The organism is Pedobacter aquae (assembly GCF_008195825.1).
In the GTDB taxonomy this organism is placed as follows: Bacteria; Bacteroidota; Bacteroidia; order Sphingobacteriales; family Sphingobacteriaceae; genus Pseudopedobacter; species Pseudopedobacter aquae.
The window spans coordinates 74,646-92,848 of record NZ_CP043329.1; the positions used below are offsets into that span (position 1 = coordinate 74,646).

19 protein-coding genes and 1 tRNA gene are annotated in these 18,203 nt (G+C 36.4%); 12 read left to right on the forward strand and 8 right to left on the reverse strand.

Annotated elements, in window-relative coordinates; genetic code table 11:
- Positions 1-40: 40 nt before the first annotated feature.
- Both FYC62_RS00430 and FYC62_RS00435 read right to left on the reverse strand, forming a co-directional pair.
- Positions 41-460: a GNAT family N-acetyltransferase gene (locus FYC62_RS00430; protein WP_081987672.1), complete on the reverse strand. Its 420-nt coding sequence runs from the start codon at positions 458-460 to the stop codon at positions 41-43.
- A gap of 37 nt (positions 461-497) precedes the next feature.
- A complete protein-coding gene (locus FYC62_RS00435; protein WP_149073510.1) occupies positions 498-1,970 on the reverse strand; it encodes an acyl-CoA carboxylase subunit beta in 1,473 nt (490 codons plus the stop codon).
- Positions 1,971-2,223: 253 nt separating this feature from the next.
- Between FYC62_RS00435 and FYC62_RS00440 the strand changes: the two genes are divergently transcribed.
- From FYC62_RS00440 to FYC62_RS00460, 5 genes are all read left to right on the forward strand, one after another.
- Positions 2,224-2,571, forward strand: coding sequence for a hypothetical protein (locus tag FYC62_RS00440; RefSeq protein WP_149073511.1), 348 nt, complete (start codon positions 2,224-2,226; stop codon positions 2,569-2,571).
- 84 nt (positions 2,572-2,655) lie between these two features.
- Positions 2,656-4,320 carry a SulP family inorganic anion transporter gene (locus FYC62_RS00445; RefSeq protein ID WP_052176976.1) on the forward strand — a complete coding sequence of 555 codons (1,665 nt, stop codon included), beginning with the start codon at positions 2,656-2,658 and terminating at the stop codon, positions 4,318-4,320.
- Positions 4,321-4,329: 9 nt separating this feature from the next.
- Positions 4,330-4,974, forward strand: coding sequence for a carbonic anhydrase (locus FYC62_RS00450; protein WP_149073512.1), 645 nt, complete (start codon positions 4,330-4,332; stop codon positions 4,972-4,974).
- A gap of 165 nt (positions 4,975-5,139) precedes the next feature.
- Positions 5,140-5,529 carry a hypothetical protein gene (locus FYC62_RS00455; RefSeq protein ID WP_039453649.1) on the forward strand — a complete coding sequence of 130 codons (390 nt, stop codon included), beginning with the start codon at positions 5,140-5,142 and terminating at the stop codon, positions 5,527-5,529.
- Positions 5,530-5,586: 57 nt separating this feature from the next.
- Entirely contained in the window at positions 5,587-6,411 is an 825-nt protein-coding gene (locus tag FYC62_RS00460; RefSeq protein WP_149073513.1) for an HAEPLYID family protein, read from the forward strand.
- Between the two features lie 20 nt (positions 6,412-6,431).
- Here the strand turns inward: FYC62_RS00460 and FYC62_RS00465 are convergent, their stop codons facing one another.
- The 3 genes from FYC62_RS00465 to FYC62_RS00475 all read right to left on the reverse strand — a co-directional run bounded on the left by FYC62_RS00465 (position 6,432) and on the right by FYC62_RS00475 (position 7,807).
- Positions 6,432-7,022, reverse strand: coding sequence for a hypothetical protein (locus FYC62_RS00465; RefSeq protein ID WP_149073514.1), 591 nt, complete (start codon positions 7,020-7,022; stop codon positions 6,432-6,434).
- Between the two features lie 114 nt (positions 7,023-7,136).
- Positions 7,137-7,210: transfer RNA gene (locus tag FYC62_RS00470), tRNA-Ile, on the reverse strand.
- Positions 7,211-7,309: 99 nt separating this feature from the next.
- Positions 7,310-7,807, reverse strand: a complete 498-nt coding sequence (locus FYC62_RS00475) for a nucleoside deaminase (protein WP_039453657.1) — start codon at positions 7,805-7,807, stop codon at positions 7,310-7,312.
- 77 nt (positions 7,808-7,884) lie between these two features.
- Here FYC62_RS00475 and FYC62_RS00480 point away from each other — a divergent pair, with 77 nt between their 5' ends.
- The 7 genes from FYC62_RS00480 (at position 7,885) to aroC (ending at position 16,000) form a co-directional block, all read left to right on the forward strand.
- Positions 7,885-8,526: an HAD family hydrolase gene (locus FYC62_RS00480; protein WP_039453658.1), complete on the forward strand. Its 642-nt coding sequence runs from the start codon at positions 7,885-7,887 to the stop codon at positions 8,524-8,526.
- Between the two features lie 30 nt (positions 8,527-8,556).
- Positions 8,557-8,763 carry an RNA-binding S4 domain-containing protein gene (locus FYC62_RS00485; protein WP_039453661.1) on the forward strand — a complete coding sequence of 69 codons (207 nt, stop codon included), beginning with the start codon at positions 8,557-8,559 and terminating at the stop codon, positions 8,761-8,763.
- On the forward strand, positions 8,760-9,827 hold the full coding sequence (aroB, locus tag FYC62_RS00490; RefSeq protein WP_149073515.1) for a 3-dehydroquinate synthase: 1,068 nt from the start codon (positions 8,760-8,762) through the stop codon (positions 9,825-9,827). The genes FYC62_RS00485 and aroB overlap by 4 nt, the downstream gene beginning before the upstream one ends.
- A 368-nt stretch (positions 9,828-10,195) precedes the next feature.
- The gene (locus FYC62_RS00495) at positions 10,196-11,026 is read left to right on the forward strand and encodes a prephenate dehydratase (RefSeq protein ID WP_149073516.1); all 831 of its coding nucleotides are present in this window, start codon (positions 10,196-10,198) and stop codon (positions 11,024-11,026) included.
- A 59-nt stretch (positions 11,027-11,085) separates the two neighbouring features.
- The gene (locus FYC62_RS00500) at positions 11,086-12,189 is read left to right on the forward strand and encodes a chorismate mutase (protein ID WP_149073517.1); all 1,104 of its coding nucleotides are present in this window, start codon (positions 11,086-11,088) and stop codon (positions 12,187-12,189) included.
- On the forward strand, positions 12,189-13,433 hold the full coding sequence (locus FYC62_RS00505) for a 3-phosphoshikimate 1-carboxyvinyltransferase (RefSeq protein ID WP_149073518.1): 1,245 nt from the start codon (positions 12,189-12,191) through the stop codon (positions 13,431-13,433). Before FYC62_RS00500 ends, FYC62_RS00505 begins: the two co-directional genes overlap by 1 nt.
- A gap of 1,478 nt (positions 13,434-14,911) precedes the next feature.
- Positions 14,912-16,000 carry a chorismate synthase gene (gene aroC, locus FYC62_RS00510; RefSeq protein ID WP_149073519.1) on the forward strand — a complete coding sequence of 363 codons (1,089 nt, stop codon included), beginning with the start codon at positions 14,912-14,914 and terminating at the stop codon, positions 15,998-16,000.
- A 251-nt stretch (positions 16,001-16,251) separates the two neighbouring features.
- On the opposite strand, the gene FYC62_RS00515 is transcribed toward aroC, so the two are convergent.
- The 3 genes from FYC62_RS00515 to FYC62_RS00525 are packed head-to-tail and all read right to left on the reverse strand — an operon-like array spanning position 16,252 to position 18,203.
- Positions 16,252-16,809, reverse strand: a complete 558-nt coding sequence (locus FYC62_RS00515) for a WcaF family extracellular polysaccharide biosynthesis acetyltransferase (protein ID WP_149073520.1) — start codon at positions 16,807-16,809, stop codon at positions 16,252-16,254.
- Complete coding sequence (locus FYC62_RS00520; RefSeq protein ID WP_168199340.1) at positions 16,787-17,356, reverse strand: exosortase/archaeosortase family protein; 570 nt, start codon at positions 17,354-17,356, stop codon at positions 16,787-16,789. Before FYC62_RS00520 ends, FYC62_RS00515 begins: the two co-directional genes overlap by 23 nt.
- Positions 17,346-18,203 (reverse strand): glycosyltransferase family 2 protein, encoded by an 858-nt coding sequence (locus FYC62_RS00525; protein ID WP_149073522.1) that lies wholly within the window; start codon positions 18,201-18,203, stop codon positions 17,346-17,348. Before FYC62_RS00525 ends, FYC62_RS00520 begins: the two co-directional genes overlap by 11 nt.

Here is an 18,203-nt window from a genome sequence, read left to right on the forward strand (position 1 = left end):
AAATGTTTAAAGCAAATATATTGGTATTTACTTATTTGTATTAGTTTAATCTTTTTTCCATGATGATATAATCAATGCCTTTTCTGGTAAAGGCTTCCTCAGTTTCAGTAAAACCAAACTGTTTATAAAAGCTAATGGCACTTAATCTTGCATTACACCAGATTAAAGTCTTGCCTTGGCTTTTAGCTAAATCTATAGTAAAGTTCATCAATGCTTTCCCAAATCCTTTTCCTTGATACTCTTTTAATGTAGCAAATTTTCTGAACTGTACAGATGAACCTTTATCAAAAACGGATAGTATAGCAACCAGTTTATTGTCTGTGAAAACGCCAAAATGTAGCCCGTAATAGTCTTCTTTTAGCTTAATGTCTGATATAGGGCTGCCCGGATAAAGTTCTTTTTGTCTGATATCCCAAGTAAGTTCTGGGGTAATTTGTTCTATGGTAAAATTTGGTGTCATAAGTTTTAGCTTAAAATATCTACAAGTTTTAATTAATTTATAGTGGAATATTACCGTGTTTTTTACGTGGCTTTTGCACCACTTTGTTTTCTAACATTTTAAAAGCTTTCATCAGTTTTGTTCTGGTTTCAGCGGGCTCTATTACCTCATCAATAAAACCTCTTTCTGCGGCTCGGTAAGGGTTGGCAAACAAATCAGAATATTCTTTTTCTTTCTCTAACCATTTTTCTTGAGGGTTTTCTGCCGTACTGATTTCCTTTTTAAAGATAATTTCTGCCGCCCCTTTTGCACCCATAACCGCAATTTCTGCACTAGGCCAAGCAAAATTCATATCTGCACCAATATGTTTAGAGTTCATCACATCGTAAGCACCACCATAAGCTTTTCTTACAATAAGGGTAATACGCGGAACGGTAGCCTCGCTAAAAGCAAACAATAATTTAGCACCATTGGTGATGATGGCATTCCATTCTTGGTCTGTACCGGGTAAAAAGCCAGGGACATCTTCAAAAACCAAAAGCGGAATATTAAAACAATCGCAGAAGCGAACAAAACGAGCCGCTTTTTTTGATGAGTTGATATCTAAAACGCCCGCAAGAAATGCTGGCTGATTAGCAATGATACCTATACTTTTTCCTGCAAGTCTGCCAAAGCCAACAACAATATTTTCTGCATATTCTTTATGAACTTCTAAAAAAGACTGCTCATCTATCACCTCTTCTATAACGCTTCTGATATCATAAGGTTGATTGATGTTTTCTGGAAGTACCGTATTGAGTTTTTCTCTTCTTTCGTCTCCAGCCTGATAATTTAAAGATGGTGCAGGCTCCTCGCAGTTTTGAGGAAGGTAAGAAAGAACTTTTTTGAGATGATTGATAACCTCAATTTCATTTGTACAAGCAAAATGTGTAACGCCAGATTTTGTTGCATGCGTAAGTGCGCCACCTAATTCTTCTGAGCTTACCTCTTCATGGGTGACTGTTTTTACCACATTGGGGCCAGTTACAAACATATAAGAGGTGTTTTCTACCATGAAAATAAAATCTGTAATGGCCGGAGAGTACACCGCCCCGCCCGCACAAGGCCCCATTATGGCAGATAATTGCGGAATGACACCGGAAGCTAAAGTATTCCTATAAAAAATATCGGCATAGCCGCCTAAAGAAACTACCCCTTCTTGTATCCTCGCTCCTCCAGAGTCGTTTAAGCCAATAACTGGAGCTCCGTTTTGCATCGCTAAATCCATAATTCTACAGATTTTCTCGGCATGTGTTTCTGATAAAGAGCCACCAAATACCGTAAAATCCTGAGCGTATACATAAACCAAGCGATTGCTGATAGTCCCATAACCTGTTACCACACCATCGCCAAGGTATTGCTCTTTATCCATCCCAAAATCAGAAGAACGGTGGGTAACCATCATGCCTATTTCTTCAAAAGAGTTTTCATCTAGTAAGAAATGAAGTCTTTCTCTGGCTGTTAATTTGCCTTTTTTATGCTGTGCAGCAATTCTATCTTGGCCTCCACCGTTTAGCGCTTCAGCTTTTTATTGTTTAGAAGATCTAATTTTTTATTCACTTGAGCTGTATTTACGATTTAAAATGAATGTATAAATTTTTACGTTAATACTTGCGATATAAAGAGCTAAATTTATATTTGCAGCGTTATCTATCGTAAGCTTTACAATTTATTGATTTTGTAACACTAAAAAAAGTTTAATTTGCAACCAATATCAAACCTAAATGTTTGATTTTTAATTTTAAATGAAAAGGGCCATACATATTAATTTAATAAGTGCATTATTCCTGTTCATCTTTGCGGTGAAGATGGGGATTTCTGTTGCGCCCTTAGTTTACAGTATAGATAAAGAAACTGTAAATGCCGCTATTTTACAGTTAGAATTAGAAAGCAATACAAAAGAGCATAATGCTGATCATTCAAAAGATATCAGCAAGCTTTTAAAATACGGTTCAGAGCTTAATCATATTTACGAGTTCTGCCTTAATCCTATGCCTACAAATAGTAATCTTAAATATTTTGTAAAGCCTAGGAATTATATCAATTCATTCTTTCCTTCAGTTTTAACTCCGCCTCCCAACCATCTGGTTTAAAATTTATTTACGTATATTGATGATAATCAGTATATAAGGGGGATATACAAAACAAAAAAATAACAACATTTATTTAAAATTTTTATGGAAAAAGATAGTAAATCTTTATTTCCGGGCTTTAATGCGGCTAAATACTTTAGCTCGCAAACGCTAAAAAAAGATCTACCTTCTAGTATCGTAGTGTTTTTAGTGGCTTTACCTTTATGTTTAGGTATAGCATTAGCATCCGGGGCACCTTTATTTGCCGGTTTATTAACGGGTATCATAGGAGGTGTTGTCGTAGCAAGTTTCAGTGGTTCGCAATTAAGTGTTAGCGGGCCTGCCGCCGGTTTAACGGTAATTGTTTTAAATGCAATTACACAGTTAGGAAGCTATGACGTTTTCATCCTTGCAGTTTTAATTGCAGGTATTATTCAAATCATTTTAGGAATAGCAAAAGCAGGTACTATTGGTAATTATTTTCCATCGGCTGTTATAGAGGGGATGCTTGCAGCCATTGGTATCATCTTAATTTTAAAACAATTACCACATGCTTTAGGCTACGATAAAAGCTATGAAGGCGAAGAGTCTTTTAAACAAGTAAATGATGATAACACTTTTACAGCCATTATAACCGCTGTAGAAAATATGCAGTTAGGTGCAGTTATCATCTCAGTACTTTCTTTGGCTATTTTAATCTTGTGGCCAAAAATTAAACAAGTGGCGGCTGTACCAGCTGCTTTGGTGGTAGTTTTAACAGGTATTGGTTTAACTATAGCTTTTCAAGGTACAGGCTTTGCCCTAACTGGCGAGCATATGGTACAAATACCTACAGTAGCTAGTTTTGCAGAGTTTCAGAATTTATTTTTGTTTCCAGATTTTAGCGCTATTACCAATCCTAAAGTTTGGACAGTTGCCGTAACCATAGCTATTGTAGCTTCTTTAGAGACTTTATTAAGTTTAGAAGCTATTGATAAAATTGACCCACAGAAACGCGTTTCTCCGACAAATAGAGAGCTTGTTGCGCAAGGAATAGGTAATACGGTAAGTGGTTTATTAGGTGGCTTACCTATGACATCTGTTATCGTTAGGTCATCAGCCAATGTAAATTCTGGCGCTAGAACTAAAATGTCGGCAGTTTTTCATGGTTTATGGTTATTAGCTGCCTTATTGGTAATCCCAGGGCTTATCAATCAAATCCCTTTAGCCGCTTTAGCCGCTATTTTGTTATTTACAGGTTACAAACTTGCTAATGCTACATTGTTTTCTAAAATGTGGCGACATGGTAAAAATCAGTTTATTCCTTTTGTAGTTACTGTTCTTGCAGTTGTATTTACAGATTTGCTTACAGGTGTTGCTGTTGGTATGTTAATAGGTGTTTTCTACCTGTTAAGAGCCAATATGAGAAATCCATACTTCTATAAATTAGAGAAAGATGGTAAACAAAAAACACTTCGCTTAAAACTCTCTGAAGAGGTGTCTTTTTTAAATAAAGGCGCTATCTTATACACTTTAACGCATATCCCTAAAGGCGCTAAAGTTATTATTGATGGCTCTAACTCTAAGTATATTGATAGAGATGTTTTAGAAATTATTGAGAATTTCCACGAGCATGCATACGCCAAGCAAATAGACGTAGAGCTGGTTAATATTCATCCTAAATACGAGCTTCCTAAGCTACAGGATTTAATTATACAAGCAGACGATATTGCAGAAATTGTAGATACGCATCAAATAGCTAAAGAAAAGGAATTACAAAAAAATAACTAATTAATAATCATGATAGATACTAAGCATATAACATACGAATCTTTAATAGAAGGAAATAAAGAATGGGTTGCCGAGACCTTAAAGCAAGATCCAGAATATTTTAACAGGTTATCTTCCGGACAAAAGCCGCCAGTTTTATGGATAGGTTGTGCTGACAGCCGTGTGCCTGCTAACCAGATAACGGGTACTTTACCAGGAGAAATTTTTGTTCATAGAAATATTGCTAATGTTATAGTGCATAGTGATATGAATATGTTATCAGTACTGGATTATGCTGTTAATGTTTTAAAAGTAGAACACGTTATTATTGCCGGACATTATGGTTGCGGAGGTGTTGCTGCTGCCATGACTGATAAACAATACGGCTTAATAGATAATTGGCTGCGTAATATTAAAGATGTTTACCGCTTGCACAAAGCAGAGGTTGATGCCATTGAAGACCAAGAAGAAAAGGTTAGATTAATGGTACATTTAAATGTGGTAGAAGGCGTAAATAAGCTTTGCGGAACTTCTATCATTCAGAATGCTTGGGCTCGTGGACAAGAGCTAGAAGTACATGGCTGGGTCATTGATATTGAGACAGGTTTTATCAAAGATTTAGAAGTGACTTGCAATAATAATGATGATTTCGATCATATTTTTAAATTAGCTTAATTAAATATAATACCAAATGAGGCTGTTTCAAAAACCTTATTTACCACACTGAGCATCTGTTTGCGATAAGTAGTCAGGTTAAGTTTTATTAGATTTCCACAGAAAGTGGGTAGAGAATTTAGCCTAACATAAAATGGTAGTTGAGATAGCCTCATTATTTTTAAAATGAAGAAACTTAGGACTTTTAAATTTAGTACCTTAATATTTTACATCATCGCAGCTATCGTGTTTAACTTTAGCTATGATACTCCTGATACGCTTCATACCAAACGCTTTACTAAATTGGGTTATCAAGATAATCTCCAAATAAATGATTATGAATCTTACTACGAATTCTTCTCAGAATTTATATTCGGTTTAGATGACCATGTAGAAGAGCAACAAGAAGCAGAACAAGAACAAAATCTTGTTAAATTAAAGTTCTACATCATACCTTTTACAACAATTAAACTCTTCTATACACTGATGTTTTTATCTGATTTGACTGATTTTAACATTAAAAAATTACCTCAAGGAAAGTTCCCATCTATATTTCTTCCACCAGAATTATCATAGTTTCCAGTAAATACGCTGTAAATAGAATTTAAATAAAAAATTTTAATAAAAAGACTGATGATTAAATATATAATTGGGCTAATGGCATTTTTGTGCCTTTATGGCTTATGTAATAAAGCCCAGGCCAAACAAGACACAACACAATTAATTAAGCTAGAACATGCCGAACCTCTTTATATTGATTTGATTAGAGATTTAGGAGCAAGAAAGGGTGAAAAAGAATGGAATGTAGGCTTAGGAATTCAAGATAATCTTAATTATGATGAAATAGAGCTTTTGGTAGAATATGAATGGGCGGTAGCCAATCGTCTAGGTTTAGAGGTAGAAGTACCTGTAAGTTTGTATAGTAAAAATGGCAAGGAAACTATTATTAAACAACCTTCTCATGCTTTTGAAGGTTTAAAAACAGCTTTTCAATGGACGTTTCTGGTGAATCCAAAGCTAAGAACCTCAATGGCTTTTGGCTATATCAATAAAGTAAAATTTACTGAGTTAAATAATATCACAACCAGAAATATGTTTGTAGGAAATAGCTTCAATCCATTTTTAGTAATAGCTAAGAGGATAGGAGCTAATTTCCATAGTTTGGTGTATACCGGGCCACAGTTTTACAAACCTTTTGTGAAGAAAAGTTGGGAGAATAGCTACGATGTAAATACAAACTTTCATTATATGATACCTAGCTCAAGAAATTTTATAGGGATAGAATTCAACAAGACCTTTAGAAATGAGGATTTTGATATGATGATAAGACCCCAAATGCGAGTAAGTATTGCTGATAATTTAATGGTTGGAATTGTTTCTGGTATTCCTGTAAATCGGGAAAATAAAAGGTTCCAAAGTTTTTTAAGGCTTATTTATGAGCCGGGCCACAAGCACTAACCATAAACAGCTTTGCAGAATTACCGCTGCAAAGCTGTTTCTTTTACCTCTAAAAGGTTATAATTACTTACAGATAATTTTATCCAGCCATAGCTGATGCTGGCGTCTTGTTTTTCTAATCTGAGGCCTATATAGTAGTCTGTTTTTGAATTCCATGTGCCAGATATAGAATCTCTTACTGCACTTGAAGGAGACCTTTCATAATAAGCCATTAAAAATTCGCCACTTTCCCAGCGTTCTTTTTCTTCAATTAAATCTTTGTATAAAAAGGTTTTAGGGAAAGCTAAAATATTCACCAAAGCCATTTTTACCTTTCCATTTAAGGTTTTTGTTTTTAAGCTTTTGATGGTTTGACTGGTTGTATTGCTCTGGCTGGCCGTAAAACTAATATCCGGTACAGCGTCTTCATTAATATCAATGGTAATGGTTTTATTTTCAATAGCATTTACAAGTTTGATATCCTTAATAGGATCAAATTTTTGATAAAAAAGTGAATCGGTTCTTAAGCTATCTATCACCACATAATTGGTGCGCCTGCTGAAGTTTTCATCCTCAGAACAAGCATAAAGTGTTATACTAGCGAGAAATAATATAAGATAGCTTAATCTCATTTCATTGAAATATTTCACTAAATGTATAAAAAAGCTATCGTTTTAAATAATCTATTCAAATGCTTTTGAGGCTATAAAACAAAAAAAGCTTTCATTTCTGAAAGCTTCTTTTTGTGCACCCACCTGGGCTCGAACCAGGGACCAAAAGATTATGAGTCTTCTACTCTAACCAACTGAGCTATAGGTGCTGAAAATCATTACTGATTTGCGGATGCAATGTTACGAATTTGCCATCAAATTCTAAAAAATAAATTTAAAATACTTGCAAAATATTCATTACGAAAACTTTACAAGCTTCCATTCTTGATTTTTGCTTTCTCCTGCTCGTCTAATTCATGGTATTTCTCAAAGCTGATGATGCTCTCGGCAGGTAAAATACGTTTGAAAGATAATTTCCGCTCGGCAATAGGAAGTTTTAATTCTTCGTAAATAAATTCATCTCCAAAACCTGCCCAATCTGCATCTGTGCGGGTGTTTCCATAATAAACTTCTGTAATATTTGCCCAATAAATAGCACTCAAACACATAGGGCATGGCTCGGCGCTGGTATATAAAATTGCTCCCTTTAAATCGGCTTGTTTAAGATTCTTACAGGCCAGCCTAATGGCATTAACCTCTGCATGTGCGGTAGGGTCGTTATCTTTATTTACGCTGTTGGCAGCTGAGGCTATTATTTTACCATTTTTAACAATCACACAACCAAATGGCCCGCCGTACAATGTTTTAAGATTTCCTTCTGCCAAGACAATGGCCTTTCTCATCATTTCTTCGTGTATGTTACTCATGCTAGATACGCTTATTTTTGTTCTTGATGCAAAAATCTATCCATAATCAGATGAAAGATTAATACCTTTGACACATCATGAAGGCAGTAAAAACAATCATTTTCGACTACGGTAACGTTATCTTCAACATAGATTTTAAAAGAACACAGCAAGCTTTTATAGATTTAGGTATCCAAAATATTGAAGAATTTTTTGCGCATAAAGGTCACGACCCGCTGTTTGATGAGTTTGAAAAAGGAAATATTTCGGCAGCCGAGTGGCGAGAAGGTATCAGACGTAAGGCAAAACAACCGCAACTAACCGACCAGCAGATTGATGATGCTTGGAATACTTTATTGTTGGGTGTTCCCGATGGAAATCATGATTTATTGTTGAAAATTAAAGCCCAGTACCCAACTTTTTTACTGAGTAATAACAATGAAATCCATTACGATTGGATTATGAAGTATCTAAAAGCAGATTTTGGTTTAGCAGATAATTCCTCTTTCTTTATTAAAGATTATTATTCTCATTTGTTAAGGATGCGTAAGCCTAATGCCGATATCTTCGAATATGTATTAGATACACACGGACTAAAGCCAGAAGAAACATTATTTATAGATGATAGTCCGCAGCATCTTAAAACCGCCCAAGAATTGGGTTTACAAACCTATTTGATGACAGCTCCAGATAATTTACAGCTGTATTTTAGTAAAAACGGACTGTTAAGAGACCTATAAATTGTAGATGATTTTTGTAAGTTTGCGCAAATGATTGAATTTAAACTAGAAGGCGAGTTTATCCCGCTGATACAGCTCCTAAAAGCAACAGACTTAGTTTCCTCTGGGGGCGAAGCACAAGCGGTAGTAATAGATGGCTTGGTACAATACAACGGCGTTACCGATTACCGTAAGCGCTTAAAAGTGCGTAAAGGCGATACCGTAAAATTCAATAATAAAACCATAAAGATTGTATGAATCCTATCCAAAGCAGTACCTATCAGGTATATTTCGATAATAGTTTACAGGTTTTACAAGACCTTCTTCAACAAGGTAATTACTCTAAAGTATTTATCATCACTGATGAAAATACCGGACAGTTTTGCCTGCCTGTTTTACAAGAGAAATTACCAGCACTAGATAATTTTGATATTATAGAAATCCCTTACGGGGAGGAAAATAAAAATATTGATTATTGCATAGGTATCTGGAGGATGCTATTAGATTTTGAAGCTGATAGAAATGCTCTAGTGATAAATTTAGGTGGCGGTGTTGTAACCGATATGGGAAGCTTTGCTGCATCAACCTATAAAAGAGGGATAGATTTTATTCAGATTCCTACTACGCTGCTTTCGCAGGTAGATGCCTCTGTTGGTGGTAAAACAGGTATTGATATTGAAAATGTGAAAAATATCATCGGAACTTTTGCTTTGCCACAGGCGGTTATCATTTGTGCCGATTTTTTACAAACCTTACCAGAAAGACAAATCATCTCTGGTTTTGCAGAAGTTATCAAACATGGTATCATCGCTGATGCTGCTTATTATCAAGATATCATCAGCTTACCTCATGCAAAAGACATCAGTACCGCACAAATACATGCATCGGTAGCAATTAAAAATAAAGTGGTTTTAGAAGACCCTTTTGAAAAAGGCTTAAGAAAAATCTTAAACTTTGGACATACCATAGGGCATGCCGTAGAATCTTGGTCTTTAGAACATGATAGCAGCCCGCTTTTACACGGCGAAGCCATTGCTGTGGGGATGATATGCGAATCGTATTTAGCTCACATGACAGGCATTTTAGAAGAAGAAGATTTTAAAACCATTGTTCAAGATGTGCTGAAATTCTTCCCAAAATACAAGCTTAAAGAAGGTATTGAAAATGATTTACTAGCGATTATGCAGCATGATAAAAAGAACAGCGTTGGTAATATCAATTTCTCTCTACCAAATAAAATCGGGAATTGCTTGTATAATCAGGTAGTTTCTAAAGATTTGATTATAGAAAGCTTAGCTTATTATAGAAGTTTAAATAGTTAAACTTTCATTTTTAAAAGTATAATCCTATTCTATTTGTAAGGTGTCTTTTTTAGAAGGGGTGCAGGGGAAGGTCTTTCTACTCAGTACTTTTTACTTACTACTTTTTAAAAACCCATTTGCAAAGTATCCAACTCATTGAGGGTGTGCAGGGGGAGGCTTTCTTATAAGGAAAAAAAATGTAAAAAAAATATTGCATAAGAAAAATAAGTGTGTACATTTGCATCCAACAAACAAAAAATGAAATTCAACGCTACATATTACTTCGGTTACTTTTATTATTCAAATAAGAGCCGGGCATAGTATGTTGTAATAGACTATAAAAATACAAAGACCCGGCCTAAGCAGACCGGGTCTTTTTTTTAATCAGCATGAGCGCAAAAAAGAGAGTTGCAATACAGGGAATTAAAGCTTCTTTTCACGAAGAAGCCGCTTTTAAGTTTTTTGGAGAGGATATAGACACCATCGAGTGTAACTCTTTTAAAGAAACTTTTCAGAAGCTTAAAGCAGGTGAGGCCGACTATGTGGTGATGGCTATAGAGAATAGCATTGCCGGAAGTTTATTGCCTAATTATACTTTATTAAGAGAGTATAATTTCCCAGTCATAGGCGAAGTCTACCTGCATATTCAATTGCATTTAATGGCGCTTCCAGGGGTTAAGTTTGAGGATATTAAAACCGTAACTTCGCATCCCATTGCTATTCGCCAGTGTAATGATTTTCTGGATGATTTCCCTCATCTAAAAGTGGTAGAAAGTAGCGATACTGCTGCCTGTGCTAAGAAAATCAAAGAAGAGCAATTAACAGATACGGTTGCTATTGCCAATAATTTAGCAGCAAAGCTTTATGGCTTAGAAATTTTAGAACGTAGGATAGAATCTAACAAGAAAAACTACACCCGTTTTTTAATTCTTACAGATAAACAGGTAGATATTAAAGATAGTAACAAAGCTTCTTTGTGCTTTCAGGTAAATAATAATGTAGGTTCTTTAGCTGCGGTATTAAACATCTTTGCCGAGAATAAGATTAATATGAGTAAAATCCAATCTATGCCGGTACTGGGTAAAAGAAATGAATATAATTTTTATGTAGATGTAGAGTGGAAAGATACGAAGCAGTACGATAGAGCCATCCGCGATTCATTAAAACATACCAGCAACTTTAGCATTTTGGGCGAGTATAAAAAGAACGATAAGGTTTAATATAGTCCATAGACTATTGACCATTAACCATTAACAAAAACGAACAGAATAAAATAGATATGAAACTTAACTTAAACATACAACCACTAAGCAGCTGGATGAAGGTATCTAGCGAGCCATTAATCATCTCTGGACCATGTAGTGCAGAAACAGAAGAGCAATTATTAGCAACTGCTCATTTAGTAAAAAACACAGGTAAAGTAAGTGTTTTAAGAGCAGGTATCTGGAAGCCAAGAACTCGTCCAGGAGAATTTGAAGGTATCGGAAGCATCGGTTTACAATGGTTAAAAAGAGCTAAAGAAGAAACAGGTTTACCTACAGCAGTAGAGGTAGCAACAGCAAAACACGTTGAAGAAGCTTTAGCAGCAGGTGTTGATATCCTTTGGATTGGTGCTCGTTCTACCGTAAACCCTTTTACAGTACAAGAAATTGCTGATGCTTTACAAGGAGCAGATGTTCCAGTAATGGTTAAAAATCCTATCAACCCAGATTTAGCTTTATGGATTGGTGCTTTAGAGCGTATCAATAGAGCTGGAATCACCAAATTGGCAGCTATCCACCGTGGATTCTCTTCTTTTGAGAAATCAGCTTACAGAAACGAGCCTATGTGGGATTTAGCTATCCACCTTAAAACATTAGCACCAGAATTACCTATCTTGAACGACCCAAGTCATATTTGCGGTACAAGAGACTTAATTCCTTACATCTCTCAACAAGCATTAGACTTAGATATGCAAGGTTTAATGATCGAGTCGCATATAGACCCTTCTGTTGCATGGACAGATGCTAAGCAACAAGTTACGCCAGCTGCCTTAACAGAAATCGTTAATAACTTAACCATCAGAAAAGCAGATTCTTCAAATCCAGAGTTTACCGATAAATTACAAGGTTTAAGAGATTCAATTGATAGAATTGATGATCAAATCTTACAAAAACTAGGCGAGCGTATGGCTTTGGTAGAGAAAATTGGTGAGTACAAAAGAGATAACGATGTAACCATCTTACAGGTTAACCGTTGGGAAGAAATTTTAGAGAAAAGAACTGCTTTAGCAAGTGCTTTAAAATTAGAAAAAGATTTCACAGAGAAGGTTTTAGAATTGATACACGGCGAGTCTATTCGTAAACAAACCGAAATCATGAACGCTAAAACAGAACTAAACTAATGAGCGGAAATATCCTCATCAGTAATGCTCCAAAACAAATACAGGAGACGATTAGGTTAACAGGCTCTAAAAGCGAAAGTAACAGAGCGCTTATCATACAGGCATTAAGTGGCGGAAAGGTTAAAGTAGAAAACCTTTCGGCTGCTGCCGATACCGTAACGCTAAACCATATTTTAAATAGTTTAGCCCAAGAACCAGCAGAAGTAAATGTTGGTCCGGCTGGTACGGCTATGCGTTTCTTGGCTTCTTACCTCACGGTTAAAGGTGTTCAGACCGTATTAACCGGTACAGAGCGGATGAAACAACGTCCTATTGGTATCTTGGTTGATGCGCTTAATAAAATTGGTGGGCAAATTACTTATGTAGAAAAGGAAGGTTTTCCACCTTTACAGATAGCGCCTGCTTTTAAACAAACGCAAAATAAGGTCAGTATCAAGGGAGATATCAGCTCGCAATATATTACTTCTTTACTATTGGTTGCAGCCGCTTTAGAAGAAGGTTTGACATTAGACATTGAAGGCGAGTTAACCTCCAAACCTTATGTAGAGATGACATTAGGTTTCTTAGTTCAGTGTGGCATTCAGCATACTTGGGAAGATAACCAAATTACAATAGCACATCAGGAGTTTGAAAGCAGCACCCTTGTGGTAGAGCCAGATTGGAGCGCAGCATCTTATTGGTATGCTTTTGCTGCTTTGGCAGATGAGGCCACCATTACTTTACCTTATTTAAGACAAAACAGCTTACAAGGTGATAGCGTTATTGCAGCTATCATGGCGCATTTTGGTATTGCTACGGCTTACAGTGAAGAAGGTATCATCATCAAAAAAGTTCCTCATCAGCTTAGCGAAAAATTCTTTGATTTAAAAGACTGTCCGGATTTAGCCCAAACTGTTATTGTTTGTAGTGCTGCATTAGGGCATGAGGCTACTTTTACAGGCTTGGAAACTTTAAAAATTAAAGAAACAGACCGCGTTGCCGCTTTACAAAACGAATTGGCTAAGATTGGAGTTAAACTTATTGAGGAAAACCTAAATTATACTTTAGATTGTAGCGGATTACATTTTCCAGATAAAATCAGTATTGCTACCTACGAAGATCACCGTATGGCGATGGCCTTTGCACCTTTAGCAAGCTTTGTTAAAGAGGTTGAAGTAGAAGAAGCAAACGTGGTAGAGAAATCATATCCAAGCTATTGGGAAGATGTAAAGAAAATTGGATTCAGACTGGATGATTTAAAGTAGAAAGTAAAAAGTACAGCGTAGAAAGTAGCTGGGTGTCTTTTGCGTTCGTTTTAATCATAGCCCAAGGTTTAAACCTTGGGCTAAAAGATAAATCTTGCGCTCGTTTTAATCATAGCCCAAGGTTTAAACCTTGGGCTATAAGATAAATCTTGCGCTCGTTTGTAACGAGTGTTTAACATGGTCTAGCGATTCAATCGCTTTAAAGATATATGCACATCATAGCCCAAGGTTTAAACCTCGGGCTATAAGATAAATCTTGCGCTCGTTTGTAACGAGTGCTTAACATGGTTTAGCGATTCAATCGCGTTAAAGATATATGCACATCATAGCCCTAGGTTTAAACCTAGGGCTATAAGATAGAAAAGCTTTTGCGCTCGTTTGTAACGAGTGCTTAACATGGTTTAGCGATTCAATCGCGTTAAAGATATATGCACATCATAGCCCAAGGTTTAAACCTTGGGCTATAAGATAAATCTTGCGCTCGTTTGTAACGAGTGCTTAACATGGTTTAGCGATTCAATCGCGTTAAAGATATATGCACATCATAGCCCAAGGTTTAAACCTTGGGCTATAAGATAGAAAAGCTTTTGCGCTCGTTTGTAACGAGTGCTTAACATGGTTTAGCGATTCAATCGCGTTAAAGATATATGCACATCATAGCCCAAGGTTTAACCTTGGGCTATAAGATAAATCTTGCGCTCGTTTGTAACGAGTGCTTAACATGGTTTAGCGATTCAATCGCGTTAAAGATATATGCACATCATAGCCCTAGGTTTAAACCTAGGGCTATAAGATAGAAAAGCTTTTGCGCTCGTTTGTAACGAGTGCTTAACATGGTTTAGCGATTCAATCGCTTTAAAGATATGCACATCATAGCCCAAGGTTTAAACCTTGGGCTATAAGATAGAAAAGCTTTTGCGCTCGTTTGTAACGAGTGCTTAACATGGTTTAGCGATTCAATCGCGTTAAAGATATATGCACATCATAGCCCTAGGTTTAAACCTAGGGCTATAAGATAGAAAAGCTTTTGCGCTCGTTTGTAACGAGTGCTTAACATGGTTTAGCGATTCAATCGCGTTAAAGATATATGCACATCATAGCCCAAGGTTTAAACCTTGGGCTATAAGATAAATCTTGCGCTCGTTTGTAACGAGTGCTTAACATGGTTTAGCGATTCAATCGCGTTAAAGATATATGCACATCATAGCCCTAGGTTTAAACCTAGGGCTATAAGATAGAAAAGCTTTTGCGCTCGTTTGTAACGAGTGCTTAACATGGTTTAGCGATTCAATCGCGTTAAAGATATATGCACATCATAGCCCTAGGTTTAACCTTGGGCTATAAGATAAATCTTGCGCTCGTTTGTAACGAGTGCTTAACATGGTCTAGCGATTCAATCGCTTTAATTATATAAGAACCAGCAACCGGCAACCAAAAACTGGCAACCGGCAACTGAAAACCGATAAATAAATAAAAACATGGCAGGAAATTCATTCGGAAAAGTATTTAGAATCACCACATTTGGCGAATCGCATGGAGCGGCTATAGGCGTCATCATAGATGGCTGTCCGCCCAATATAGCGTTAGACTTAGATTTTATCCAGTACGAGCTGGATAAACGTAAACCAGGGCAATCTAAAATTACCACCCAAAGAAAAGAATCAGACACCTGTCAGATACTTTCAGGGGTTTTTGAAGGTAAAACAACAGGAACACCTATCGCTATCGTTATCCCAAATGAAGATCAGAAATCAAAAGATTACGATCATAATAAGGACACTTTCAGGCCTTCACATGCAGATTATACTTATCAGCATAAATATGGGATAAGAGACCATAGAGGAGGAGGCAGGTCATCAGCTCGTGAAACTGCAGCTCGTGTAGCAGCAGGTGCTATTGCTAAGTTAGCTTTAAAAAAGGTAGGGATAGAGGTAGTAGCACACGTTTCTTCTGTAGGCACTATTGATGCTCCACATATCGATTTTACTTCCGTAGAAGATTTCGAAGCCTTAAGAGAAAGTAATATTGTAAGATGTGCAGACCCGTCTACAGCAAAGGAAATGATTAACCTGATAGATCAAATCAGAAAAGAAGGCGATACCATAGGAGGTAAAGTAAGCTGTATCGTTAAAAATTGCCCGGTAGGATTAGGAGAGCCCGTTTTTGATAAGCTACATGCAGATTTAGGCAAAGCCATGTTGAGTATCAATGCCGTACATGGCTTTGATTATGGTTCTGGCTTTGATGGCTCTACCATGCGTGGCTCAGAGCATAACGATATTTTTGAAAAGAACCATTTAGGTGATGTGATTACCAGAACCAATTTTTCTGGTGGTATACAAGGAGGTATTTCTAATGGTATGGATATCAATTTCAGGGTTGCTTTTAAACCTGTGGCTACCATCATGACCAACCAACAAACGGTTAATAAGGATGGTGATGCTGCGGAAATCAAAGGAAAAGGCCGACATGATCCTTGTGTAGTCCCAAGAGCCGTTGCCATTGTAGAAGCCATGGCCGCACTGGTCATCATCGACCATTATCTGAGGAATAACTTGTATCAATAGCATAAAAAAAGCTCCAAATTGGAGCTTTTTTTGTTTAGGATGTGCATGTGATAGCGCATACTAAGAAGCTATCTTAAAAATTGTAATCTTATTCCATTTAACCTTTTTCTAACCACCCAACAAACTAACCACCTAACAAACTAACCACCTAACAAACTAACCACCCAACAAACTAACCACCTAACAAACTAACCACCTAACAAACTAACCACCTAACAAACTAACCACCCAACAAACTAACCCCCAACAAACTAACCCCCCACCACCCTTTCCTTAACCTTTACAGCAGGAGCGCCCTGATAGATGCTATAAGCTTCTAAATCATGATGAGCTACAGCAGCCATACTCAAAACAGCATGACTTTTACAGGTAACACCAGGGCACACAATAGCTCTGGCACCTATCCATACACCATCTTCTAAGATGATAGGCTTCGTAAGTAAATCGAAATTTTTGCTTTTATAATCATGATTTCCGGTCATCAACATTGCACCTTGGGAAACACAGCAATTAGCACCAATATGCACATGGTCCAGATTTTCAATAAAACATTCTGCTAGCCAGGAATGGTCTCCTAGGCTGAGTTTCCATGGAAATTTAATATGGACATAAGGTTTAACCCGAACATCTCTTCCTATTTTCGCACCAAATAGTCTTAACATCCATACTAAAATGATACTGAAAGGAATCAATCCTGACCTGAAGAACAAGGCACTACAAAAATACCAAAGAACTTGTTTAAGTACAGAAGCTCCATGGTCAAACTTACCTGTATCAAATTTCTTTTTAAGTTGTACTTTCTCCGACATGTGATTTTTTATTAGGTGCATTTTTTTTGTTCATCCAAAAATACATCCCTGTAAAGATGATGATATAACATATCCAATTGAATATATCATGATGGTCTACACGCATACCTGCCACTGTCTTTGCATAAAAAGCTACAACAAATAATCTCAACATATTAAATAAAGAAAATAATAATACACTGCTTAAGATGAAAATTAGCCTGTTTTTAAACTTCTTATCAGGCACTGCAATACCAAAAGCAATAAGTAAGCTGATGATGCCATAACCCAAACAGCTATAAACAATTTTAACCCCACCATACCCAATTAAGAGCATCGCAGTGGCATTACTAATACTTTTGATACCCCATAGGGCAGCAATCACTTGCGAGCCTGAGATCAAAAAATCCCTATACCAGGCAATAAAGTTTAGATGTTGATGCGCAAAAGGCCAATATAATCCGCCTGGAGCACAGATACCTATCCAAAATTCAAAAAAATAGTCTAAAGCAAAATAAATTAGCAGCAGAGCAAATACAAATTTTGATAGTTTTTGATTATAGCCCATCTTTTTGTTTCTTAAGTTCATAGATTTTAGCATCTATCAAAAATCTAAACCAGAAGCACTGTAAAAAATGAAAAATCAATCCTTCTTTGCCATCCAGAAATCCTAATCTAAGAAAATACCTAATGAAAAAGTAAACAAAAGGTCTTACAAATAAAGGGAAACGTTCGTATAAATTTTTCATATACCTTCTTCTAGCAATAGGATTATCATTTTGCAAAGAGCCTTTGATCACAGAGCCTTGTTGTTGCGGATGAAATTGTTCAAAAGCCTCTAAATTAGACCATTTATCGTGTCTTAAAGTAAAGGTGCTTAAAGATTCTGTAATTAAATCAATGATATCTCCTTTAAGTTTTTGGGTTTTACCCGCTACCTTAAAATGCTGGTCATAGAGTTTTTCTTCACATAAACCCTTGCCTTTCCTAAATAGTACAGCGTGATAGGTAGGGTAGTGGCCGCCATATTTAATCCATTTATTCATGAAAATGGTTTTCCTGCTCGCCAAAAATCCATGAATATCATCGGCTATAGGTTTACTAAAAATGGCACTAACTTCTAACCTAAATTCTTCTGTTAACCGATGGTCTGCATCCATATTTAAAATCCAATGGGTGCGGATAGGTAAATGCTGGATGGCCCAATTTCTTTGTTGACTGTAATTTTCGAAAGGATGCTGAACAATCTGTACCGGATAATTTTTTAATATTTCTAAAGTAGCATCTGTAGAACCAGAGTCTACAACAAATATTTCCTCAGCAAAATCTAGAGCACTCTCTACACAAGCTTTAATATTCTTTTCCTCATTAAAGGTTAAGATGATGATACTGATGGGGACTGGTTTGGTATTCAT